Here is a 22,900-nt window from a genome sequence, read left to right on the forward strand (position 1 = left end):
GCGGTCCTTTTCGATCTCCTCGTGGCGCCGGCCTGTGGGGCGGAGAGACTCCGCCTCACCGGACGCCGGAATGGGTGCAGTGTCAGCCCATCGTCGGCCACGTGCAGCGGCCGACGCGGGCAGGGTTCAGGATGCGGACAGGGAGCGGCGTTCCCGGCCGAGTGCGGTGTACTCCTCGACTGCGGCCTGCGGGCGGCCGCCGGTGACGAGGGCTTCGCCGACGAGCACGAGGTCGGCTCCGGAGTCCGCGTACTTCGATACCTCGGCCGCTCCGGCGACGCCGGACTCGGCCACCAGGGCGCAGCCGCCGGGAGCGAGTTCGGCCAGGGGCGCGAACCGGTCGGTGTCGACGCTGAGATCCTTGAGGTTGCGGGTGTTCACGCCGATGAGTTCGGCACCGAGCTCCGTCGCGATCTCCAGCTCTTCGCGATTGTGGGTCTCGACGAGCGCCGTCATCCCCAGTTCCGTGGCCAGGGCATGGAACTCGCCCAGCTGCACGGGATCGAGTGCTGCGACGATGAGCAGAACGATATCGGCACCGTGGGCACGGGCCTCATGGAACTGATATTCGTCGACCATGAAGTCCTTGCGCAGGACCGGAATGTCCACGGCCGCGCGCACCGAGTCGAGGTCGGCGAGACTGCCGTTGAAGCGGCGGGATTCCGTGAGCACGCTGATGGCTCGGGCTCCCCCGGCGGCGTACAGACCGGCGAGCGTGCCCGGGTCGGGGATCTCGGCGAGGTCACCGCGGGAGGGTGACTTCCGCTTGACTTCGGCGATGACGCCGAAGTCGGCGGACAGGTCGAAGGGGCGGACCGGTTCGGCCGCCGCGGCCCGCGCGGTGATCTCGCTCAGCGGAACCTCGTTCCGGCGCGCCTGCAGATCTTCCCGCACACCGGAGATGATGTCGATGAGGACTGTCATTTCTTCTTCGGCTTGTTGCCCAGTCCGACGGCGCGCAGGATCAGGCCGACGACGACGCCGAGGGCGACGATGCCGATGGAGACGTAGGTGATCGTGGGGTTGTGGATCGTGAATCCCACACAGCCGACCGTGACGCCGATGAGCATGATGACGACTCCGGTCCATCCCGCCACCGAGTTGCCGTGACCGGGATCGGCGATCGCTGCGTAGTCGATCGTGGATTTGTCGAGATCTGCGGCTCCGTTGCGGGCGAGGGACTGCGACATGGCGCTCCTTTGTGTGAGTGCGTGACACGCGTGTGAAATCTTTCCTCCATTGTGTCACGCTTCTTCGGCTGACCGGACACCGACCCGGTCACAAGGTCATTTCGAATCCGGGTCGGTGTCCGGGTCGGTCGACGTTTCGTCGTCGGATGCGTCTTCGACGTCTTCTCCGCGGGACAGTGCGTCCCAGGTCGCGGCGGAATCGAACTCCCCGGAAGCGGATTCGGCGGTGCGAGCGTAGCGGTTGGAGTTCGTCCACCCGTTCGAGGCGACGGCGACCCAGACGATGCCGATGACGCCGATGCCTGCGGCCACTGCGGCGATGATCGCCCAGGAAGTGGCTCCCGGCGCCGAGGCGGCGCTCAGTGCAGTGATCCCGTAGCCGATTCCGGCGATTCCCGCCAGTCCCAGGACGGCGAAGCGGCCGATCCGCCCGAGCATTGCGGCGAGCAGTCCCGACACCGCGATGATCGCCACACACGCGGTGGCCACGGGTGAGGTCTGGGAGCTCGCGTCCTCGGTGACCTTCGCCACTCCGCTGGGTCCGAGCGTGTCGCCTCCGGCACCGGCCTGCCAGGCGGAGATCGTCAGCGCCCACAGTGCAGCGGCGATGACGAGGACGATGAGGACACCGCGTGATTTCGTCATGGCCTCACCTCTGATTTCCTTCCGCCGCATCCAATGCGTCGGCTGCGGCGGCGGCACGCAGCACCGCTGCGGCCTTGTTCTCGGACTCCTGGTACTCGGTCTCGGGCACGGAGTCGGCGACGAGTCCGCCTCCGGCGTAGACGCTCATCGTGCCGGCCCGGAGCACCCCGGTGCGGATGGCGATGGCGAGGTCGAGGTCGCCGCTGAAGGACATATAGCCGACCACTCCCCCGTAGATTCCACGTCCGACGGGTTCGAGCTCATCGATGATCTGCAGCGCCCGGGGTTTGGGCGCACCCGACAGAGTGCCGGCGGGGAACGTCGCCCGCAGCACATCGATGGCGGTGGTTCCGAGTTCGAGTTCGCCGCGCACGGTCGAGCTGATGTGCATGATGTGGCTGTAGCGGACGATGTCCATGAACTCGCTGACGTCGATGGTTCCGGCCGCACAGACCTTCGCCAGGTCGTTGCGGGCGAGGTCGACGAGCATGAGGTGCTCGGCTCGTTCCTTCTCATCGGCCAGGAGCTCCCGGGCCAAGGAGTCATCGGCTTCGGGCGTGGTCCCGCGGGGGCGGGAACCGGCGATCGGGTGGGTGACCACCTCTCCTGACCGAACAGTCACGAGCGCTTCGGGTGAGGAGCCGATGATGCTCACCGGTTTCCCTCCGTCGTCGTGGAGGTTGAGCAGGTACATGAAGGGACTCGGGTTCGCGTGCCGCAGCATCCGATACACGCTCAGCGCATCGGCATCGCACGGGGTGTCGAAGCGCTGGCCGATGACGACCTGGAAGATCTCCCCGTCGACGATCTTCTGCTTCGCCGCCTCCACACCGTCGAGGTAGACCTGCGGCTGAGTGCGGGTGGACACCTCGGGGTCGACCTTCCGGGGGCGCAGGACATCTGCCGGGCTGGGCTGCTGCAGACGCTCACACATCGCGGCGATGCGTGCGACTCCCGAGGCGTGGGCGTCGTCGATGCCGGTATCGGCGCCGTTGACGTTGAATACGTTGGCCACGAGGGTGACCATTCCCGAATAGTGGTCGAAGACGGCGATATCGCCGGGGATCATCAGCTGCACGGTCGGCAGGTGGTGTTCGTTGGGCCGCGGCGGCCCGAGCCTCTCGAAGCGACGGACGATGTCCCATCCGAAGTAGCCGACGAAGCTCGAGACCATGGGCGGCAGCTCCGAATCCGCTTCGGCCACCGCGAGGAGGTCGAGGGTGGCGGTGACCGCGTCGAGGACGTCGCCGTCGGTGGGGATGCCGACCGGAGGGGTGCCGGTCCAGTGGAATCCGTCTTCGGTCGAGATGAGGGTGGCCACGGGCGCCGAGCCGATGAAGGAGTACCTGGCCCAGGATCCGGCGACGGCGGATTCGAAGAGGAAGCTGCCCGGTCCGCCGTCGGTGAGTTTGCGGTAGAGACTCAGCGGGGTCTCCGAGTCTGCGAGCACCTGGGTGTGGACCGGCACCAGTCGGTGGTCGGCGCCGAGGGCCCGGAACTGGTCGAGGCTGGGTCGAATCGGCAGGTCGGTGGGGTTCGCCGCTGGGTCAGTCGACACTGATGGTCCTTCCGGTGAAGCAGGTCGGGGTGTTCGTATGGCAGGCGGGTCCGGTCTGGTCGACGAGCATGAGCAGGGCGTCGGCATCACAGTCGAGGCTGAGCGAGCGAAGGTGCTGGACGTGGCCCGAGGTCTCCCCCTTCACCCAGTACTCCTGCCGGGAGCGGGACCAGTAGGTGGCCCGCTTCGTCTCCAGTGTGCGGGAGACGGCTTCGACGTCCATCCACGCGAGCATGAGCACCTCTGCGCTCGTGGCCTCTTGGACGATGACGGGGATGAGCCCGTCGGCGTTCGTTCGGATGATCTCCCGCCAGTTCTCCGGAGTCGCGTCGATGTCGCTCCTCATCGGACGTCGATTCCCTCCGCGCGCAGGGCGTCCTTGACCTCGGCGATGCTCAGTGTACCGAAGTGGAAGACGCTGGCGGCCAGCAGGGCATCGGCTCCCGCTTCCACCGCCGGAGCGAAGTGTTCGACCGCTCCGGCACCGCCCGAGGCGATGAGCGGCACATCGACGGCGGCGCGGGCGGCACGGATGAGTTCGAGGTCGAATCCCTCACGTGTGCCATCGGCGTCGATGGAGTTGAGCAGGATCTCGCCGACCCCGCGGTCGGCGGCTTCCCGGATCCAGTCGATGGCGCAGCGGCCCGTGCCTTCGCGGCCACCGCGAGTGGTGACCTCGAAGCCGGATTCCGTACTCGCGCCCTGAGCGCGGCGGGCATCGAGAGAGAGGACGAGGACCTGGTTGCCGAAGTGTCGGGAGATCTCGCTGATGAGTTCCGGGTTCTTCACCGCCGAGGTGTTGACCGAGACCTTGTCGGCTCCGTCGCGCAGCAGCCGGTCGACGTCGGCGACGCTGCGGATCCCTCCGCCGACGGTGAGTGGGATGAATACCTCTTCCGCGCAGGCGCGGACGACGTCGTGGACGGTCTCCCGATCACCGCTGCTGGCCGTGACATCGAGGAAAGTGAGTTCGTCGGCACCGGACTCGCCGTAGCGGCGGGCGAGCTCGACGGGGTCGCCGGCGTCCCTGAGGTCGGCGAACTTCACTCCCTTGACGACGCGTCCGCCGTCCACGTCCAGACAGGGGATGACTCTGACAGCTACCACGCAGTCCTCCTAGATTCCCAGGCCCCGGTAGCGATCCATCCGGCGGGCCAGGCGCCTGGCCGAAGGTTCGCGCATGAGCGAGATGAGTTCGTATTCGAGTGTCTCACCGACCCGGGCGACGAAGTCGAGCGGTTCGTCGCTGGCGTCGGGATGTTCGGCGATGATCCGGTCGACGACTCCGTTGGCCTGCAGCATGGGAGCGTGCACGCCCTGGCTCTGAGCCATCTCGGCGGCTCTCTCCGTCGTGCGGTGCACAATCGCCGAAGCGCCTTCGGGCGGCAGGGGCGAAAGCCAGCCGTGTTCGGCGCTGAGCACCCGATCGGTCGGGATGAGGGCCAGTGCTCCGCCCCCGGATCCCTCACCGAGGATGAGCGAGACGGACGGAGCGTCGAGGTTGGCGAGGTCGGCGAGGCTGCGGGCGATCTCGCCGGCGATGCCGCCTTCTTCGGCTTCCTTCGACAGGGCAGCGCCGGGGGTGTCGATGACGGTCACGAGCGGCAGGTGCAGCTCCGCGGCCAATCGCATTCCGCGTCTGGCCTCACGCAGGGCCGCCGGGCCCATGGGTGCGCGGGAGTCCTGCCGGAATCGGTCCTGGCCGAGGACGATGCACGGTGCGGAACCGAACTTCGCCAGGGCCAGCAGCAGTCCGGGGTCCTTCTCCCCTTCGCCGGTGCCGTTGAGCGGCAGCACGGTGTTCGCTGCGGTGCGCAGCAGATCACGGACTCCGGGTCGTTCGGGGCGACGCGAGCTGGTGATCGCGGCCCAGGCATCGGAGTTCGGGGCGACGCTGTCCGGGGCCGTGTCCGGGTCCGGCACCGAGCTGGGAATCTCCTTGGCGCCCATGAGCACGTCGAGGACGCGGGAGACCGTGCCGGCGATGCGTTCGGGTCCGATGACGGCGTCGACGATGCCCATCTTGTGCAGGTTCTCCCCGGTCTGCACGTTCTCCGGGAACTTCTCTCCGTAGATGGCCTCGAATACTCGAGGGCCCAGGAATCCGATGAGGGATCCGGGTTCGGCAACGGTGACGTGCCCCAGCGATCCCCAGGAGGCGAAGACTCCTCCGGTGGTGGGATGGCGCAGGTAGACGAGGTAGGGCAGTCCGGCCTTGCGATGGGCGATGACGGCGTTGGTGATCTTCACCATCGACAGGAAGGCGATGGTGCCCTCCTGCATGCGGGTGCCGCCCGAGGCCGGACCGGCCAGCAGGGGCAGCCCTTCGAGGGTCGCACGTTCGATAGCGTCGACGAGGCGCTCGGCCGCGGCCACGCCGATCGACCCGGCGAGGAAGCGGAATTCGCCGGCGATCACGGCCACGCGACGGCCGGCGATGGTGCCTTCGCCGGTGATGATGGATTCGTCGACTCCGGACTTCTGCGCCGCGGCTTCGAGTTCAGCGGCGTAGGCGTCAGAGATCCCGCCGGCGGGCTGAACGGGAGTGGTGTCCCAGGACAGATACGATCCTTCGTCGAGGACGATGTCGACGAGCTCGAGTGCGTTGAGACGCGTCATGGCGACTCCGTTCAGTTTCCGTCGGCGAGCCACGCCACAATGGATTCCGCGTCTTCGTCGAGCAGCGGCGGGGCATCGTGAGCGGTGCGGGTGGTTTCGACCTCACCGGAGGAATCGGCGTCGAAGAAGCGCAGCGGCGGTCCGGGCAGGTCGATGTCGCCGAGCACGGGGTGGTCGACGGAGACCTTGAGTCCCTGGCTGAGTGCCTGCTCCCACTGGTAGACCTCGGGCAGGGTGCGCACCGTGCCGGACGGGATTCCCGCCTCGGTGAGCCTGTTCAGCAGATCGGTTGCGTCGTAGGCGGAAAAGCGGTCTTCGATGAGTTCGATGACAGCCGGACGGTTCTCCACGCGCTCGGAGTTGACGGCCATGCCCTCGGTGGCGGGATCGATGTCGAAGGCAGCGCAGAACTTCTGCCACAGGTTCTCGTTGCCCACGGAGATCTGCACGGCGCCGTCGCGGCAGGTGAAGAGGCCGTAGGGCGACAGCGACGGGTGGTGGTTGCCGCCGGGCTGCGGTTCCTGGCCAGCCACCGTGGCACGGGTTCCCTGGAAGGCGTGGACGCCGACCATTCCCGCGATGAGCGAGGTGCGCACGACCTTCCCCTTGCCGGTGCGTTCGCGTTCGAGCAGGGCCGCCAGCACGCCGTACGAGCCGTAGATTCCGGCGAGCAGGTCGGCGATCGGCACACCCACGCGCTGCATATCATCGGGTCCCGAGCCGGTCAGCGACATCAGCCCGGCTTCGCCCTGAGCGATCTGGTCATAGCCGGCGCGGGAGGCTTCGGGACCGTCGTGGCCGAATCCGGTGATGGAGAGGATGACCAGGCGCGGGTTGATCTCCATGCAGCGGGCGGTGGAGAAGCCGAGCCGGTCGAGGACGCCGGAGCGGAAGTTCTCGATGAGCACATCGGCGCGTGCGATGAGTCCGGTCAGTGTGTCCTTGCCCGTGTCGGATTTGAGGTCGAGGGCGATGGATTCCTTGTTGCGGTTGCACGAGAAGAAGTAGGTGGCCTGAGGATTGTCCTCGGGGCCGACGAAGGGAGGTCCCCAGGACCGCGAATCATCGCCCTTGCCGGGGTTCTCGACCTTGATCACCCGCGCGCCGAGATCGCCGAACATCATTCCTGCATGAGGGCCGGCAAGGGCACGAGAGAGATCGACGACGGTGTATCCGGTCAGGGGTCCTGCCTCGGGTGTCTCGTTCGCCATTCCTAATCCTCCTTGAAGTGGGTGCGTCTCTTGATGAGCATACGCAATCGTGCGACCTCCGCATGGGCGCGGCGACCGTCTGCGTGCTGGATCGCCATCACCGCGCAGGTGGTGCCGTCCGTGAGGTCCAACAGGGGCCACGGGTCATCGCCCTCGGGTGAGAACGTCACACCGAGGATCTGTCCCCAGTCGAGCCGACGGGTGCGCACCATGTTCTTGACCACCAGGCCCTCCTCGGTGGGCCGGGCCTGGATATCGGAGATGCGCAGCAGGGCGGCTCCGAAGAGAATGCCCAGCAGGTTCATCCATATCATGTCGAGCACTGTCCACGGTTCCCAGTCCACGACGAACAGCGCCACGGACAGGACCGCGAACCCAGCGGTCACGGCAACGGCACCGACGATGCTGACGACGCGCACCTGTCGTGGCCGGAACACGGCCAGATCAGATTCGGCAGGCGCCAATGTTCGTCACCAGAATCGCACGCGCCCCGACTCCGTAGAGTCGGTCCATGACGTTGTTGACTTCCTTCGCTTCGACCATGACGCGCACGGCGACCCACCCGGTCTCCTGGAGCGGGGACACGGTCGGGGATTCGAGTCCCGGGGTCAGCGAGATCGCCTCGGGAACCAGGCGCTGTTCGATGTTGTAGTCGACGAGCACGTACTGACGGGCGACCATGACCGACTCGAGGCGGCGTTTGAGCACGCCGATGCGGGATTCGGCTCCGGCGCGCTGGATGAGCACACCTTCTGATTCAAGCAGCGGCTCGCCGAAGGTTTCGAGTCCCGCGGCGCGCAGCGTGGATCCGGTCTCGACGACATCGGCGATGGCGTCGGCGACTCCGAGCTGGATGGAGACCTCGATCGCTCCGTCGAGCTGCACGGTCGTTGCCGCGATTCCACGTCGCTGCAGGTCGGCTTCCACGAGGTTCGGGAAGCTCGTGGCGATGCGGGCACCGGCCAGCTGGTCGGCCGAAGTGAAGGAGCCGACTGTGCCGGCGTAGAAGAAGCGCGAGGCGCCGAATCCGAGTCCGAGCACCTCATCGGCTTCGGCCTGTGACTCGAGCAGCAGATCACGGCCGGTGATTCCGGCGTCGAGGATGCCCGAGCCGACGTAGATGGCGATGTCACGGGGACGCAGGTAGAAGAATTCGACTCCGTTGACCTCGTCCTGGTGGACCAGGGTCTTGGTTCCGCGTCGAGTGGAGTATCCGGCCTCGCTGAGCATGTCGGAGGCGGCTTCGGACAGTGCGCCCTTGTTGGGCACGGCTACACGCAGCATGGGGTCCCTTTGGAGTTCGATGGCGTCGGGTCGGTCAGGTTCGTGGGAGGGTCTTACAGGTGCGTGTTGACGTCGTCGAGGGTCAGTCCCTTGGCGATCATCATCACCTGCACGTGGTAGAGCAGCTGCGAGATCTCCTCGGCGAGCTCTTCCTTGGTTTCGTATTCGGCGGCCATCCACACTTCGGCGGCCTCTTCCACGACCTTCTTGCCGATCGCATGGACTCCGGCGTCGAGTTCGGCCACGGTCTTCGAACCGGTGGGCCGATCGAGGGATTTCTGCTGGAGTTCGGCGTAGAGAGTCTCAAAGGTCTTCACTTCTCCAGCCTAATGCATCCGCATCGGCCGCAGCATTCGGGGTCTCATGTTCTAAAACGCGGCGGACCCGGGTCTCACCGGTGCTGCCGGCGGCTGACCTCAGTCCTCGGGGTCGCGGCCGATGTCGGTTGCCGGACGGTGAGGCGCAGAGATCGTCTGTCGTGACCGCTTCGACCAGTCGATGAGTCCGAGGATGACCATGACGAGGAAGAACAGGTACACGGCACCGGAGAAGACGAGTCCGCCGGAGATCGCCAGCGGGATGCCGACGAGGTCGACGGCGAGCCAGACGAACCAGAATTCGACGATGGCCCGGCCCTGGGCGTACATGGCCACGATCGAACCGATGAAGATATAGGCATCGGGGTAGGGGTTCCAGGACCATCCGCCCAGGGCGAGGACCCAGCCGAAGACTCCGGTGCCGATGACGAGAGCTGCGAGCAGGATCGCCCGTTCCTTCCAGCTCGCCCAGCGGACGAGGACTTCACCGGCGGCAGCCTTGGACTTCTTCCATTGCGTCCATCCCCAGACCGCGGCGACGATGATGACGACCTGCCGAGAGGCATTGCCGCCGAGGCCGGCGGAGAGGCTGGCGGAGAAGAGGAGGATGGAGCCGAGGATCTGCACCGGCCAGGACAGGATGTTCCGGCGCAGGGCCAGGACGACCGTGGCCAGCGCACAGATGTTGCCGAACAGGTCGGAGTACGGCACAGGCTTGCCCAGCAGTTCGAATGCCGGGGTGTTCAACCAGTCGAACAGGTCCATCGCAGGCTCTCTTCAGGTGTGGGCCGTGAGCATAGTTCGGCCCGGTTCGGTCAGTGGGTGTGTGCGGCGGCGAGGGTGCGCAGTTCGCTGATGGCGGCTGCGGCATCGTCGGCACCGTAGACGGCGGAGCCGGCGACGAGGACGTCGGCGCCGGCGTCGACGACACGGTCGATCGTCGCCGCGGAGACTCCCCCGTCGACCTGCAGCTTGATCTCGAGTCCGGCAGCAGAGATCGCTTCGCGGGTCCGTGTGATCTTCGGCAGGCACACGTCGAGGAACTTCTGACCGCCGAATCCGGGTTCGACGGTCATGATGAGGATCTGGTCGAATTCGCCGAGGAGGTCGATGAAGGGTTCGATCGGGGTGGCCGGTTTGAGTGCGAGGCTGGCCTTGGCGCCGATACGGCGCAGTTCCCGGGCGAGACGGACGGGGGCGGCAGCCGCCTCGGCGTGGAAGGTCACCGAGGCGCAGCCGATCTCCGCGTACACGGGAGCGTTGCGGTCGGCGTCGGCGATCATCAGGTGGGCGTCGAGCGGGATCGGTGAGATCGCCTGGATGCGTTCGACGACGGGCGGGCCGAAGGTGAGGTTCGGCACGAAGTGGTTGTCCATGACGTCGATATGGGCCATATCGGCGGTGCTGATCTTCGTAAGCTCACCGCGCAGATCGGAGAAGTCCGAGGACAGGATGGATGGGTTGATATCGATCGACATGGGTCATTTCGCCTTTCGCAGGAGGGCCAGGAACATTCCGTCGCTGTTGTGGACATGGGGCCAGAGCTGGGCGTATCGTCCGCCTTCACGAGTCACAGACGCGAACGACTCCTCGTCGGTGCCGGTGATCGCCGACAGCACTTCCGGGGTGTCGAGGATCTCGATGTCCGCACCTCCCGTCTTGGCTCGCAGGCGCAGAACCTCGTCGACGATGAGCACGGTTTCGGCGTAGTGCGGTGAGCACGTCGAGTAGGCGACCACTCCCCCGGGCGCGCAGGCGTCGAGAGCGGACGCGAGCAGTTCGCGCTGCAGTCCCGTCAGGGCCGTGATGTCTTCGGGCGACCTGCGGTAGCGGGCTTCGGGCCGGCGGCGCAGGGCGCCGAGTCCGGAGCAGGGCACGTCGACGAGGATCTTCGAGTAGGGTCCGCGAGCGTCTCGCCCATCGCGGACGGCGGCGTTGACGTTGGTCAGTGCCTTGGTGGAGTCGCGGACGAGGTCGACACGGTGCTCGCTGGAGTCGAAGGCCTCCAATGTCGTCGATTCGCCGGCGGCTCTGGCCGCGAGGACGGCTGCCTTGCCTCCGGGTCCGGCGCACAGGTCGGCCCAGGTTCCGGTGGGTGCGTCGATATCGGCCAAAGCGAGGGCCACAAGTGCGGATCCTTCGTCCTGGACGCGGGCGCGTCCGTCGGCCACAGCTGCCACGTCCCGGGGAACCGCGGTCTCCAGGGTGACGCCGATCGGTGACAGCGAGGTGGGTTCCCCCGGCAGTTCGGCGCGGTCGATGAGTCCGGGCAGGGCGGTCACTCCGACCTTTGCGGGTGCGTTGTCGGCTTCGAGGAGAGCTTCGAGCTCGGCGGCGTCGCGGCCATGTCCCTTGAGCGCCTGGTTCAGTGCCCGGACCACCCATTCTGGGTGGGAGTGTTCGATCGCCAGTCGGGTGGTCTCGTCGGCTTCGGCGGTGACGCGGTCGAGCCACTCGGCGGGTTCGGCTTCCGAGATGCGGCGGAGCACGGCATTGACGAATCCGGCGGTCTTCGCCGCCGATCGTTTGACCACGGCCACGGTCTCGGACAGTGCGGCATGGTTGGGCACCCGCATCGACAGCAGCTGGTGGGCGCCGAGGCGCATCGCGGCCAGGGGTTCGGGATCGATCTTGTCGACGACTCGGGACGAGGCGATTTCGATGACCGCATCGTAGAACTTCTGCCGCCGCAGGGTTCCGTAGGTGAGTTCGGTGGTGAAGGCAGCGTCCTGAGCCCCCATATGGGTGCGGGCGAGTTTGGCCGGCAGCAGCAGGTTCGCGTAGGCGTCTTTCGTCGCCACGTCGAGGAGGACTTCCCAGGCGATGCGCCGCGGCAGGTTCTTCCCGGCCCGTTCCCCCTGTGGTGCTCCACGGTCCTGACGGGGGCGGTCGCGACCCTGGCCTCCGCGATCCTGGCCTCCGCGATCGCTTCGTCCGCGGCCGTGGCCGCCGCGTCGGTCGGTGTCTCGGGGGCCGCCTCGGCGCTGCCCGCGATTGCCATCGTTTCCGCGGCTGCCGCCTCGGCGGTCTCTGCCTGCTGACTCAGCCATGGCTCTTATGCTTGCCTCTCGGTATAGGGGTCGAAAGTCACGTCTCCACGGCCGCGCAGGAAGTCGGCCGTGGCCATCCGGGCCTTGCCGAAGGGTTGGATCTGTTCGACCCTGACCCAGCCGTCACCGCAGCGCAGCACCGGCTGCTGCTGCCAGGTGGTCAGTTCGCCGACAGCCCCGGGGGCCGTCACTTCGGGTGCGGGTGAGAGTCCGAAGAGCTTCGTCCTCTTTCCGTCGAGTTCCACCCATGGTCCCGGTGCGGGACTGGTTCCGCGGGCCCGGTCGATGACCCGGGCGGCCGGAGCGGACAGATCGAGGTGGGCGTCGGTGACGGTGATCTTCTCCGCATGGCTGGACTCACCGGTCTGCGGGGTCAGAGCGGCGGTGCCGGCGGCGAGATCGTCGAAGGCGGCGACGAGTTCGGGGGCCCCGCGGCGTGCATAGTCCTCAAGTGCCTCGGAGACATCTGCGTGGTCGAGCGGCAGTTCGAGTCGTCGCAGCACGGGGCCGGTGTCCATGCCTTCGTCGATGCGGAACACGCTGATCCCACTGGTGGTCTCGCCGCCTATGAGTGCGCGTTGGACGGGGGCGGCTCCGCGGTAGGCCGGCAGCAGTGAGAAGTGGAGGTTGAACCAGCCGAGTCGGGCGGTGGCCAGTGCGGCGGGTCCGGCGATGGCTCCGAAGGCGACCACAGCGACGGCGTCGACATCGAGTGCCTGCAGCTGGGAGATGACGTCGCCGCGCAGACGCCCGGCTTCGATGACGGGCAGTCCGAGCTCGAGAGCGCGGGTCTTCACCGGTGACGGGGTGAGGACCCTCTTCCGTCCGACGGGCGCATCGGGTCGGGTGAGCACCGCACGGATGCGGTGGCCCGATTCGGCAAATGCCTCGAGGGCGGGAACTGCGACATCAGGGGTGCCGGCGAAGACGATATCCACGACTTGGATTCTACTGGTTCGCCGCGCCGTCACAGCGACCGGGGATCATCGATGCGCACGCGCACCTGCCGTTGCTTCTTGGCCGACCGGGAGGCGATGATCTCGGCCGCTCTCGTTCCGACGCGGTCTCCGGCGGAGAACGGGTAGGCGCTGACGCTGCGCTGTCCGTCTTCGGCGTCCTCGCGCAGGAGTTCCTCGACCTCGCCGATCTGTTCGAGCACCTCGGCGATGTCGGCGCCTGCTCCCGTGAGTTCGAGGATCCGTCGGTAGGGCGGGAAGCCGAGAGTCTTCCGGTCGTTCAGCTGTCGTGACATGAAGGTCGTGGGGTCGAAGGCGGTCAGGGTCTGCCGGATGAGTTCGTCTTCGTCGCCGAGGTAGACGACTCCCCCGTCATCGCGTGAGCGCACGAGTGAGGCGGCACGCAGTCGGCGTGCCACACTTACGTCGATCGAGCGCATCCAGGGTCCCGGCCACAGCGAATCCAGAAGGATCGCCGCGGCGTAGCCGCCGAGCACATAGGGTTCGGCTCCGGTGGTGGCGACCACGAGTCGCGGGGTCTCGTCGAGGGCAGTGGAGATGTGGTCGCCTCCGGATTCGACGATCTCGATATCGGGCAGCGCCCGGGCGAGCTCTTCGACGGTGCGGGCCCGGCCGCGCACGATCGATCGCACACGGTTCGAATGGCACCGCAGGCAGCTGAACGTCTCCGAGTGATAGCCGCAGGACCGGCAGGCGAAGGGACCGACCTCCGATTGTGTGGTCAGCGTCGCCTGACATTGCGGGCAGCGGGCGAGTTCCTGACAGCGGGCACAGGCGAAGACAGGATAATAGCCGGAGCGCGGCACCTGAACGAGCACCGGACCGGGCACTCCGCCGTCCCGGGGCCGCGGACGCAGCGCCGTTCGCATGATCTGCCAGGCGCGGCTGGGAATGCGCTGCCAGGCGAAAGGATCCCGGTCCTCATCGGGGACGAAGACGACGGGGGCGGCATGCCGCCTGGCCGGTCCGACCGGTGTGACGTCGGCCAGCCAGCCGATCTCGACGAGGCGCTGCACTTCGGCGCTGCGGTCTGTGGAGACGAAGAGCAGCTCGGTGTCCTCGATCGCCGACCGCAGCAGGCAGACCTCTCGGGCGTGCGGGTACGGGGCGTGCTGATCGAGATAGTTGAGGTTCGCGTCATCGGTGCAGATGATGAGTCCGAGGTCCGCGACGGGGGCGAAGGCCGCCGCACGCGTGCCGATCGTGATCCGCGTGTGTCCGAGCAGTCCGCGCAGCCAGGCCTGCCACCGCAGCTCCGGTGACTGGTCGGCGCTGAGCACCGAGACCTCCGCGATCCCAGCGTGGGTGAGAGTCGAATGGAGCACGGCGAGTTCACGATGATCGGGCACCAGCCAGAGCACGGATCTGCCGGCCTCGAGACTCGCCCGTGCGGCCTCGAGTCCGGCACGGATCCAGCTGAGCCCCGGCGTCGGCCCGGGTGTGCACGCCAGCGCCCTGCGCCGAGGCGATTCCGAGGCATCGTCGGCCGTGGATTCCGTCCCCGCCGTAAGAACCCATTCGCCGAGGCGGTTCAGCAGCTGCGGATCATCCGCCGGCCCGTCGTTCGGCCCGGTCGCCGGGTCCGCGGAGTCCGAATCGGTCTGCGCGGCCGGATCTCCCGCCTTCTCCGCTTTGAGCACGGCTTTCTCGCCGCGGGCATGGCGAGGTGGGATGGCCAGGCGCAGCACATCGGCGAGGGTGCCGCCGTAGCGCCGGGCGACGGCTTCGCTCAGGGCGAGCAGATCATCGCTGAGCACCTGGATGGGGCCGCTGATGCGTTGGATCGTTGCCAGCGGCCCAAAGTGGTCCGAGGACTCGACGCGTTCGAGCAGATAGCCGTCGCGCAGCTTCCCGGCGAACTTCACCCGCACCCGGACACCGGGCAGGGCGACCTCGGCGAGCTTCTCCGGCACCGCATAGTCGAACGTCCGCGCCAGGTGCGGGACGGGATGGTCGATGAGCACTCGGGCGACCGGTTCGGTCGGGGCCAGGGGAACCTGGCCCTCGGCCGAGGTGCCGGTGTCGATCGGGAGGGGTTCGTCCACGCCGACGGCAGACTAGCTGGAGGACACGGCGCGCAGCAGATCCTCGGCGCGGTCCGCGACCTCCCAGGTGAAATCGGGCAGCTCACGGCCGAAGTGGCCGTAGGTCGAGGTCTGCGAGTAGATCGGGCGCAGCAGGTCGAGTTCCTGGATGATCATCGCAGGCCGGAGGTCGAAGACCTCGCGGATGGCAGCCGAGATGGCCGCCGGGTCCGCCTTCTCCGTTCCGAAGGTCTCGACATAGAGCCCCATCGGATCGACTCGGCCGATCGCATAGGACACCTGCACCTCGGCACGGTCTGCCAGACCGGCGGCGACGACATTCTTCGCCACCCAGCGCATCGCGTAGGCCGCCGAACGGTCGACCTTCGACGGGTCCTTGCCGGAGAACGCGCCGCCGCCGTGACGGGAGAACCCGCCGTAGGTGTCGACGATGATCTTCCGTCCGGTCAGACCGGCATCGCCCATCGGTCCGCCCGTGACGAAGGGACCGGCCGGGTTGATGTGGATGTTCGCACCCGAGGTGTCGAGACCGGAGTTGGCGATCACCGGATCGATGACGAGCTCCTTGATCTCCGTGTGCAGCTGGGACTGGCTGGTCTCCGCCGAATGCTGGGTGGAGACCACGACGTTCTCGATCGACACTGCTTCGTCGCCGTCGTAGCCCAGCGTCAGCTGCGTCTTGCCATCGGGACGCAGGTAGTCGAGCCGACCGGACTTGCGCACCTCGGAGAGCTGCTCGGCCATCCGGGAGGCCAAGTGGATGGGCAGCGGCATGAGCACATCGGTGGAGTTGTCGGCATAGCCGAACATCAGTCCCTGGTCTCCGGCGCCGAGGCTGGTGCCGTGGTCTGAGGATTCGACGGCCTCGCGGAAGTCAAGCGGATTCGTCACACCGGAGTGGATGTCCGTGGACTGGCTGCCGATGGACACGGAGACTCCGCACGAGTGTCCGTCGAAGCCAGTATCCGAGGAGTCGTAGCCGATGCCCGTGATGAGGCTGCGCACGATTCCGGCGACGTCGGCGTAGGCGGCCGTATTCACCTCACCGGCGACATGGACGAGGCCGGTGGTGACCATGGTCTCCACGGCCACTTTGGCGTTGGGGTCCTGCCGGAGCAGGTCGTCGAGCACCGCATCGCTGATCTGGTCGCAGATCTTGTCGGGATGTCCCTCGGTGACGGACTCGGATGAGAAGAAACGCAGATTTGTGTGTGTCACGTTGTCGATTCTACGTGGGTGAATTGGTCGGAGACGGCCGCGATGACCTTTTGTGAAACATGGTCCTTCGACCCGTGGAATTCCTCGCCGACGACGATCTCGCCGCGATCGGAGGAGATGATCTGGACCATGGTCTCATCGTGGCCGAAGGCGCGGTCGCCGGAGACGTCGTTGAAAACGAGAAGGTCGACGCCTTTGCGCTCGAACTTGGCTCGAGCGTAGTCGAGGGCAGCGGTGGCGACGTCTCCGGTCTCCGCGGCGAATCCGACGATGATCTGATGGCGGAGGCTGGTCTGACGGCTGCGCTCGTCGACGAGTCCACGCAGGATGTCCGGGTTCTGCACGAGACGCAGAGTCAGACCGTCGTCTCCGGACTTCTTCATCTTCGACTCGGTGGCCTCGGCCGGCCGGTAGTCGGCGACGGCAGCGGCCATGATGATGGCATCAGCCCACACCTGGGCCGAATGCATCGCCGACTGCAGCTCCAGAGTGGATTCGACCGGAGTCATCGTGATGCCCGCAGGCAGTCCCGTCAGCAGACCGGTGTCGATGTTCGCGGCGACGAGTTCGACTGCTGCACCCGCGGCATGGGCGGCCTTAGCCAGCGCGATGCCCTGTTTGCCTGAGGAGCGGTTGCCGAGGAATCGCACTGGGTCGAGTGCTTCCCGCGTGCCGCCTGCGCTGATCACGATGCGACGACCGGACAGATCACCGCTGGGGTCAGTGGACGCAGCTGCCGAGTCGCCGGCGGTGCCGTCCTTGACCGAGAGCGCGAAGTCGACGATCTCTTCGGGCTCGGGCAGTCGGCCGGGCCCGGAATCGGGGCCGGTGAGACGTCCGACAGCAGGGTCGAGGACATGGACGCCGCGGGAGCGCAGGGTCGCGATGTTGGCGACTGTCGCCGGGTTGAGCCACATCTCCGTATGCATGGCCGGGGCCACGACCACCTCGGCGGTCGTTGTGAGCACGGAGGCGGTGAGCAGATCATCGGCTCGACCGGCGGCGATCTTCGCAATCAGATCGGCGGTCGCCGGGGCGATGATGATGAGTTCGGCTTCCTGTCCGATGCGGACGTGATTGACGGTGTCGATCTCGTCGAAGACGTCGGTGGTCACGGTCTGGCCGGACAGGGCCTCAAGGGTGGGGGCACCGATGAATTTCAGCGCGTTGGCCGTCGGAACGACCTTGACGCTGTGGTCGAGCTCCCGGAGTCGCCGGATGATGTGTGCCGCTTTGTAGGCGGCGATCCCACCGGCGACGCCGAGTACGATTCTCACTGGTCGCTGAAGTCGATCGCGCCGTCGTTGCTCACAGGAGCGTTGGCTTCGGCCTCGGGCGCGGCCTGGATGAAGTCGGCTTCGGAGACCTCGCGGGCGACGATCTTCGACTCATTGACCTCACGCAGAGCGATCGACAGAGGCTTCTCGTTGGTGCCCGGCGTGACGAGCGGACCGACGTTCTCGAGCAGTCCCTCCTGCAGCTGGGCGTAGTACGAGTTGATCTGACGGGCGCGCTTTGCCGCGATCGAGACCAGTTCGTACTTCGAACCGGTGACGTTGAGCAGATCGTCGATCGGAGGGTTGGTGATGCCTTCAGGCTGTGCGGGCAAGGAGATTCCCATCTAATCGGAAGTGGATATACCCATCAATGATAGGAGTTCTTCGGCCGCAGTGCGAACGTGGTCGTTCACAATGGTCACGTCGAACTCCGATTCGGCGGCTAATTCGCGTTTCGCGGTGGCCAGTCGTCGTTCCTGCTCCTCCTCCGTTTCGGTGCCTCGACCGGTCAGGCGGGAGACGAGTTCCTCCCAGCTGGGCGGGGCGAGGAAGACGAAGCGGGCATCGGGCATCTTCTCTTTGACCTGGCGGGCTCCCTGCAGATCGATCTCCAGCAGCGCGGGAATCCCCTGTTCGAGCTTCTCCTCCACCGGTGCCGAAGGCGTGCCGTAGCGGTGGCGTCCGTGGACGACGGCATATTCGAGCAGGCGATCCTCGGCGATGAGGGTGTCGAAGGCGTCGTCGGTGAGGAAGTGATAATGGACACCATCGATCTCACCGGGGCGTCTGGGTCGCGTCGTGGCCGACACGGAGAACCAGACCTCGGGGTGGTTCTGCCGAATATAGGTGCTGATGGTGCCTTTTCCGACGGCGGTCGGACCCGCGAGGACGGTGAGTCGATTATTCACAGATCTGAGGTTGTCACACTCAGGAATATTTCTCCAACAGGGCGGACTTCTGGTGCACGCCCAGACCTTTGATCCGACGGGAGGTGGCGATGCCGACCTCTTCCATGGCGGCTTCGGCGCGCCGGTCGCCGACTCCGGGCAGAGCTCTGAGCAGATCGAGCACACGCATCTTCGCCAGTGCTTCGTCGTCTGCTGCCTTCTTGAGCACGGCCGCGAGATCGGTATCGCCGGTCTTCAGCGCCGACTTCACTTCGGCTCGTGCCTGACGTGCCTTGAACGCTTTGTCCAACGCAGCGGAACGCTGTTGCGGGGTCAACGGTTCGAGTGCCACTTTGTCTCCTCTGTCACCATGAACGGGCAGGTAGGGAAGTTGTCTCAGTCTAAGACAAAATCCCTGCCGAGAGGCGATATGAGCAGAAATTGGTGTCGTGGCGAGCCGGAATCCGCCCTTCGACGGAACACCGAAACCGGTGTTCAGTCGGTGATCGTCAGCGCACGATTGAGCGCGGCGGCGGTTTCGGCCAGACCGTCGGGTCCGGCGCCGAGCACCGCCCGGGAGGCGGCGCCGAGCACCTGTCCCGATTTCAGCGCCCGGTCGCCGAAGACGGCACGCAGCTCGGTCAGGCCCGCACCCTGTGCGCCGACGCCCGGGGCGAGGATCGGTCCCCTGCAGTCACCGGGATCAAATCCCAGATCGCGCGCTGCGGTGCCGATGGTCGCGCCGACGACGAGTCCGAAGGGACCGAGCTCGTCGGGTGCCCCCAGCGCCTGAGCATTGCGCTGCCGGACTCGGGACACGATCGATCCGGCCACCGATTCGCGGTCTCTCACGGCATGCTGGACTTCTGCCCCTTCCGGGTTCGAGGTCAGTGCCAGGACGAACACGCCCTTGCCGTGAGCGGCAGCGAGTTCGAAGGCCGGCTCCAGGGCGCCGAATCCGAGGTAGGGCGAGACCGTGATCGAGTCCGCAGCCAGCGCGGAGGCGGGGTCGAGGTAGGCCTTCGCGTAGGCACCCATGGTCGACCCGATATCACCGCGTTTGATGTCGAGGACGGTGAGCAGTCCGGCTTCCTTGGCCGCGGCCAGCGTCTCTTCGAGAGCAGCGACTCCGGCGGAGCCGTACTGTTCGAAGAACGCGGACTGCGGTTTGACGGCGGCCACCGAGCCCTTGAGCTCGGAGACCGTGCGGAGGGCGAACTCCCGTACGCCTGCGGCGCTGGCGGGCAGCCCCCAGGAGGCGAGAAGGTGCTCGTGCGGGTCGATGCCCACACACAGCGGTCCGTGCTCGTCCATGGCGGCTGCCAGTCGGGTGCCGAACATCAGGCGTTCCAATCCTGCAGGCTGCGCACGTCGAACTTCGAGTCGCGGATGACCTCGAGGGAGGTCACGGCGGCGGCGAATTCGGCCAGCGTCGTGATCAGCGGCACGGAGTTCGCGGTCGCGGCGGCTCGGATCTCGTAGCCGTCGGCGCGTTCCTGCCGACCCGACGGCACGTTGATGACCATGTCGATGGTGCCCGCGGTGAGGTAGTCGATGACCGTGCGGTCTTCGGCGTCGGCCTCGAAGTGCTTGTGCACCTGTGTGGTCTTGATCCCGTAGCGGGAGAGCACGGCCGCGGTGCCGGTGGTCGCGACGACGTCGAACCCCATATCGACGAGCTCCTTGACCGGCAGCACCATGGCGCGCTTGTCCCGATCGGCCACCGACACGAACACGGTGCCCGAGGTCGGCAGCTTCACGGATGCCCCGAGCAGTCCCTTCGCAAACGCGGTCGGGAAGTTGTGGTCGATGCCCATGACCTCACCGGTCGATCGCATCTCGGGACCGAGGATCGAGTCGACGATCTTGCCTTCGACGGTGGTGAACCGTCGGAACGGAAGGACTGCCTCCTTGACGGCGATCGGATGGTCGAGCGGCAGGGTCGAGCCGTCGCCCTCTGCGGCCAGCAGATCTCCGCGCAGATCCGCGACCGTGCGGCCTACGGCGATGAGAGCCGCGGCCTTGGCCAGCTGGGTCGAGGTCGCCTTCGAGACGAAGGGCACGGTCCGCGAGGCACGCGGGTTGGCTTCGATGACGTGAAGGACATCCGCAGCGATCGCGAACTGGATATTGAGCAATCCGCGCACGCCCACACCTTCGGCGATGGCCTTTGTGCCCTGGCGGACGCGCTCGAGCACGTCCTCGCCCAGAGTCAGCGAGGGCAGTACGCAGGCGGAGTCACCGGAGTGGATTCCGGCCTCCTCGATGTGCTCCATGATTCCGCCGATGTAGACCTCATTGCCGTCGTAGAGGGCATCGACGTCGATCTCGATGGCGTCTTCGAGGAACCGGTCGACGAGAACCGGACGATCGGTCGAGATCTCCGTGGCGCTGGCCATGTAGTCGAGCAGCTGGGTGCGGTCGTAGACGATCTGCATTCCGCGTCCGCCGAGCACGTAGGAGGGCCGCACGAGCACCGGGTAGCCGATGTTCTCCGCGATCGCGGCGGCTTCCGCTGCGGTCACCGCGGTGCCGTGCTTGGGTGCGGTGAGTCCGGCCCTCTCCAGCACGGCTCCGAACTCTCCGCGGTCCTCGGCCAGATCGATGGCTTCGGGCTGGGTGCCGAGCACCGGCACACCCGCGGCCTTGAGCTTGTCGGCCAGGCCCAGCGGGGTCTGGCCACCGAGAGTGCATACGACGCCGAGGACCTCGCCGGCGGCGAGTTCGGCGTGGTAGACCTCCATGACATCTTCGAAAGTCAGGGGTTCGAAGTACAGGCGATCAGCGGTGTCGTAGTCGGTCGACACGGTCTCCGGGTTGCAGTTGACCATGATCGTCTCGTAGTCGGCGGACCCGATCGCCATGGTCGCGTGCACGCACGAGTAGTCGAACTCGATGCCCTGGCCGATGCGGTTCGGGCCCGAACCGAGGATGATCACGGCCGGGCGTTCGCGCGGCATGACCTCGGTCTCGGAGTCGTAGCTCGAGTAGTGGTAGGGAGTCTTCGCTTCGAATTCTCCCGCGCAGGTGTCGACGGTCTTGAACACCGGTCGCACGCGCAGCGCGTGGCGGATGCCGGTGACGACGCCAGTGTCGAGGCTGCGCAGTCCCGAGATCTGCTCGTCGGAGAATCCGTGGTTCTTCGCGACCCGCAGGACCTGCTCGTCGAGTTCGTCGGCGTCGCGGACATAGGCGGCCACCTCGTTGATGAGCTGGATCTGGTCGAGGTACCAGGGATCGATCTCGCAGGCGTCGAAGACCTCTTCGGCGCTCAGGCCGGCCGCGAGTCCGCGCTGGACCGAGTGGATGCGGTCGGCAGTGGCGTGCGAGATCGCTTCGAGGACGGATTCGCGGACGTCGTCGTCGGAGACGTCGGGCAGGTCGGTCCAGCTGAACGCGGAGTCCTTCTGCTCGAGTGAGCGCATCGCCTTCTGCAGCGCGGTGGTGAAGTTGCGGCCCAGCGCCATGACTTCGCCGACGGATTTCATCGTCGTCGTCAGGGTCGGATCCGCGGCCGGGAACTTCTCGAAGGTGAAGCGCGGGATCTTCACGACCACATAGTCCAGGGTCGGTTCGAAGCTGGCCGGAGTGACCTTCGTGATGTCGTTGGGGATCTCGTCGAGCGAGTAGCCGACGGCGAGCTTCGCGGCCATCTTGGCGATCGGGAAGCCGGTGGCCTTCGACGCCAGCGCCGAGGACCGGGACACGCGCGGGTTCATCTCGATGGTGATGATGCGTCCGGTCTTGGGGTCGACGGCGAACTGGATGTTGCAGCCGCCGGTGTCCACGCCGACGGCCCGGATGATGGCGATGCCGATATCGCGCATCGACTGGTATTCCCGGTCTGTCAGCGTCAGTGCCGGGGCCACTGTGATCGAGTCGCCGGTGTGCACGCCGACGGGGTCGACGTTCTCGATCGAGCACACGACGACGACGTTGTCCTTGTTGTCGCGCATGAGCTCGAGTTCGTATTCCTTCCACCCGAGGATCGACTCCTCGAGCAGCACCTCGTGGGTGATGGAATCGGACAGGCCGGCGCCGGCGATGCGGCGCAGGTCGGCTTCGTCATAGGCCATGCCCGAGCCGAGGCCGCCCATGGTGAACGAGGGACGGACGACGACCGGGTAGTTGAGCTCCTCGGCGGCGGCCAGGGCTTCGTCGAGAGTGTGGCAGATGGCGGATCTGGCCACTTCGGCACCGCAGGCCTCGGCGATGTCTTTGAACTTCTGTCGGTCCTCGCCTCGCTGGATGGCATCGACGTCGGCACCGATGAGTTCGACGCCGTACTTATCGAGCACTCCGGCGTCGTGGAGGGCGATGGCCGCGTTGAGTGCGGTCTGTCCGCCCAGGGTGGGCAGGAGCGCGTCGGGGCGTTCCTTCTCGATGATCGTCTCGATGACGTCCGGATCGATGGGCTCGACGTAGGTGGCGTCGGCGACGTCCGGGTCGGTCATGATCGTCGCCGGGTTCGAATTGATGAGGATGACGCGCAGGCCCTCGGAGCGCAGCACGCGGCAGGCCTGGGTGCCGGAGTAGTCGAATTCGCAGGCCTGGCCGATGACGATGGGGCCGGAGCCGATGACGAGGACGGATTTGAGGTCGTGTCTCAGTGGCATTGGGTG

23 protein-coding genes are annotated in these 22,900 nt (G+C 66.6%); all 23 read right to left on the reverse strand.

Annotation, left to right across the window (positions count from 1 at the left end; genetic code table 11):
• Positions 1-126: 126 nt before the first annotated feature.
• A complete protein-coding gene (gene trpC, locus BI49514_RS03585; protein ID WP_101544353.1) occupies positions 127-924 on the reverse strand; it encodes an indole-3-glycerol phosphate synthase TrpC in 798 nt (265 codons plus the stop codon).
• Complete coding sequence (locus tag BI49514_RS03590; protein WP_101544355.1) at positions 921-1,190, reverse strand: HGxxPAAW family protein; 270 nt, start codon at positions 1,188-1,190, stop codon at positions 921-923. Before BI49514_RS03590 ends, trpC begins: the two co-directional genes overlap by 4 nt.
• A 96-nt stretch (positions 1,191-1,286) precedes the next feature.
• Positions 1,287-1,835: a Trp biosynthesis-associated membrane protein gene (locus BI49514_RS03595; RefSeq protein WP_101544357.1), complete on the reverse strand. Its 549-nt coding sequence runs from the start codon at positions 1,833-1,835 to the stop codon at positions 1,287-1,289.
• Positions 1,836-1,839: 4 nt separating this feature from the next.
• Positions 1,840-3,393 (reverse strand): anthranilate synthase component I, encoded by a 1,554-nt coding sequence (gene trpE / locus BI49514_RS03600; RefSeq protein ID WP_244195111.1) that lies wholly within the window; start codon positions 3,391-3,393, stop codon positions 1,840-1,842.
• A complete protein-coding gene (hisI, locus tag BI49514_RS03605; RefSeq protein WP_101544361.1) occupies positions 3,383-3,739 on the reverse strand; it encodes a phosphoribosyl-AMP cyclohydrolase in 357 nt (118 codons plus the stop codon). Before hisI ends, trpE begins: the two co-directional genes overlap by 11 nt.
• Positions 3,736-4,500 carry an imidazole glycerol phosphate synthase subunit HisF gene (gene hisF, locus BI49514_RS03610; protein WP_101544363.1) on the reverse strand — a complete coding sequence of 255 codons (765 nt, stop codon included), beginning with the start codon at positions 4,498-4,500 and terminating at the stop codon, positions 3,736-3,738. The genes hisI and hisF overlap by 4 nt, the downstream gene beginning before the upstream one ends.
• Before the next feature lie 9 nt (positions 4,501-4,509).
• A complete protein-coding gene (locus tag BI49514_RS03615) occupies positions 4,510-6,012 on the reverse strand; it encodes a carboxyl transferase domain-containing protein (protein ID WP_101544365.1) in 1,503 nt (500 codons plus the stop codon).
• A gap of 11 nt (positions 6,013-6,023) precedes the next feature.
• Complete coding sequence (locus BI49514_RS03620; protein ID WP_101544366.1) at positions 6,024-7,223, reverse strand: CaiB/BaiF CoA transferase family protein; 1,200 nt, start codon at positions 7,221-7,223, stop codon at positions 6,024-6,026.
• Positions 7,224-7,225: 2 nt separating this feature from the next.
• Positions 7,226-7,660 (reverse strand): PH domain-containing protein, encoded by a 435-nt coding sequence (locus BI49514_RS03625; RefSeq protein WP_244195112.1) that lies wholly within the window; start codon positions 7,658-7,660, stop codon positions 7,226-7,228.
• A gap of 7 nt (positions 7,661-7,667) precedes the next feature.
• The gene (hisG, locus tag BI49514_RS03630; RefSeq protein WP_101544369.1) at positions 7,668-8,507 is read right to left on the reverse strand and encodes an ATP phosphoribosyltransferase; all 840 of its coding nucleotides are present in this window, start codon (positions 8,505-8,507) and stop codon (positions 7,668-7,670) included.
• A gap of 53 nt (positions 8,508-8,560) precedes the next feature.
• Positions 8,561-8,824, reverse strand: a complete 264-nt coding sequence (locus BI49514_RS03635) for a phosphoribosyl-ATP diphosphatase (protein ID WP_101544371.1) — start codon at positions 8,822-8,824, stop codon at positions 8,561-8,563.
• 99 nt (positions 8,825-8,923) lie between these two features.
• Positions 8,924-9,589 (reverse strand): nicotinamide mononucleotide transporter family protein, encoded by a 666-nt coding sequence (locus tag BI49514_RS03640; RefSeq protein ID WP_101544373.1) that lies wholly within the window; start codon positions 9,587-9,589, stop codon positions 8,924-8,926.
• A 50-nt stretch (positions 9,590-9,639) separates the two neighbouring features.
• The gene (rpe, locus tag BI49514_RS03645; protein WP_101544375.1) at positions 9,640-10,302 is read right to left on the reverse strand and encodes a ribulose-phosphate 3-epimerase; all 663 of its coding nucleotides are present in this window, start codon (positions 10,300-10,302) and stop codon (positions 9,640-9,642) included.
• Between the two features lie 3 nt (positions 10,303-10,305).
• Positions 10,306-11,874, reverse strand: a complete 1,569-nt coding sequence (locus BI49514_RS03650) for an RsmB/NOP family class I SAM-dependent RNA methyltransferase (RefSeq protein WP_101544376.1) — start codon at positions 11,872-11,874, stop codon at positions 10,306-10,308.
• A 5-nt stretch (positions 11,875-11,879) separates the two neighbouring features.
• The gene (locus BI49514_RS03655; protein ID WP_101544377.1) at positions 11,880-12,812 is read right to left on the reverse strand and encodes a methionyl-tRNA formyltransferase; all 933 of its coding nucleotides are present in this window, start codon (positions 12,810-12,812) and stop codon (positions 11,880-11,882) included.
• A 29-nt stretch (positions 12,813-12,841) separates the two neighbouring features.
• A complete protein-coding gene (locus BI49514_RS03660; RefSeq protein WP_101544378.1) occupies positions 12,842-14,896 on the reverse strand; it encodes a primosomal protein N' family DNA-binding protein in 2,055 nt (684 codons plus the stop codon).
• A 12-nt stretch (positions 14,897-14,908) separates the two neighbouring features.
• A complete protein-coding gene (metK, locus tag BI49514_RS03665) occupies positions 14,909-16,114 on the reverse strand; it encodes a methionine adenosyltransferase (RefSeq protein WP_101544379.1) in 1,206 nt (401 codons plus the stop codon).
• Positions 16,111-17,391 carry a bifunctional phosphopantothenoylcysteine decarboxylase/phosphopantothenate--cysteine ligase CoaBC gene (coaBC, locus tag BI49514_RS03670; protein ID WP_101544380.1) on the reverse strand — a complete coding sequence of 427 codons (1,281 nt, stop codon included), beginning with the start codon at positions 17,389-17,391 and terminating at the stop codon, positions 16,111-16,113. Before coaBC ends, metK begins: the two co-directional genes overlap by 4 nt.
• On the reverse strand, positions 17,388-17,735 hold the full coding sequence (gene rpoZ / locus BI49514_RS03675; RefSeq protein ID WP_101544381.1) for a DNA-directed RNA polymerase subunit omega: 348 nt from the start codon (positions 17,733-17,735) through the stop codon (positions 17,388-17,390). The genes coaBC and rpoZ overlap by 4 nt, the downstream gene beginning before the upstream one ends.
• Positions 17,736-18,299: a guanylate kinase gene (gmk, locus tag BI49514_RS03680; protein ID WP_101544382.1), complete on the reverse strand. Its 564-nt coding sequence runs from the start codon at positions 18,297-18,299 to the stop codon at positions 17,736-17,738. It lies immediately after the preceding gene.
• Between the two features lie 19 nt (positions 18,300-18,318).
• Positions 18,319-18,630, reverse strand: a complete 312-nt coding sequence (mihF, locus tag BI49514_RS03685; RefSeq protein ID WP_025777825.1) for an integration host factor, actinobacterial type — start codon at positions 18,628-18,630, stop codon at positions 18,319-18,321.
• 143 nt (positions 18,631-18,773) lie between these two features.
• Positions 18,774-19,619, reverse strand: a complete 846-nt coding sequence (pyrF, locus tag BI49514_RS03690; RefSeq protein WP_101544383.1) for an orotidine-5'-phosphate decarboxylase — start codon at positions 19,617-19,619, stop codon at positions 18,774-18,776.
• Positions 19,619-22,894: a carbamoyl-phosphate synthase large subunit gene (gene carB / locus BI49514_RS03695; RefSeq protein ID WP_101544384.1), complete on the reverse strand. Its 3,276-nt coding sequence runs from the start codon at positions 22,892-22,894 to the stop codon at positions 19,619-19,621. The genes pyrF and carB overlap by 1 nt, the downstream gene beginning before the upstream one ends.
• Between the last annotated feature and the right edge of the window lie 6 nt (positions 22,895-22,900).

The organism is Brevibacterium iodinum ATCC 49514 (assembly GCF_900169265.1).
GTDB classification, from domain to species: domain Bacteria; phylum Actinomycetota; class Actinomycetes; order Actinomycetales; family Brevibacteriaceae; genus Brevibacterium; species Brevibacterium iodinum.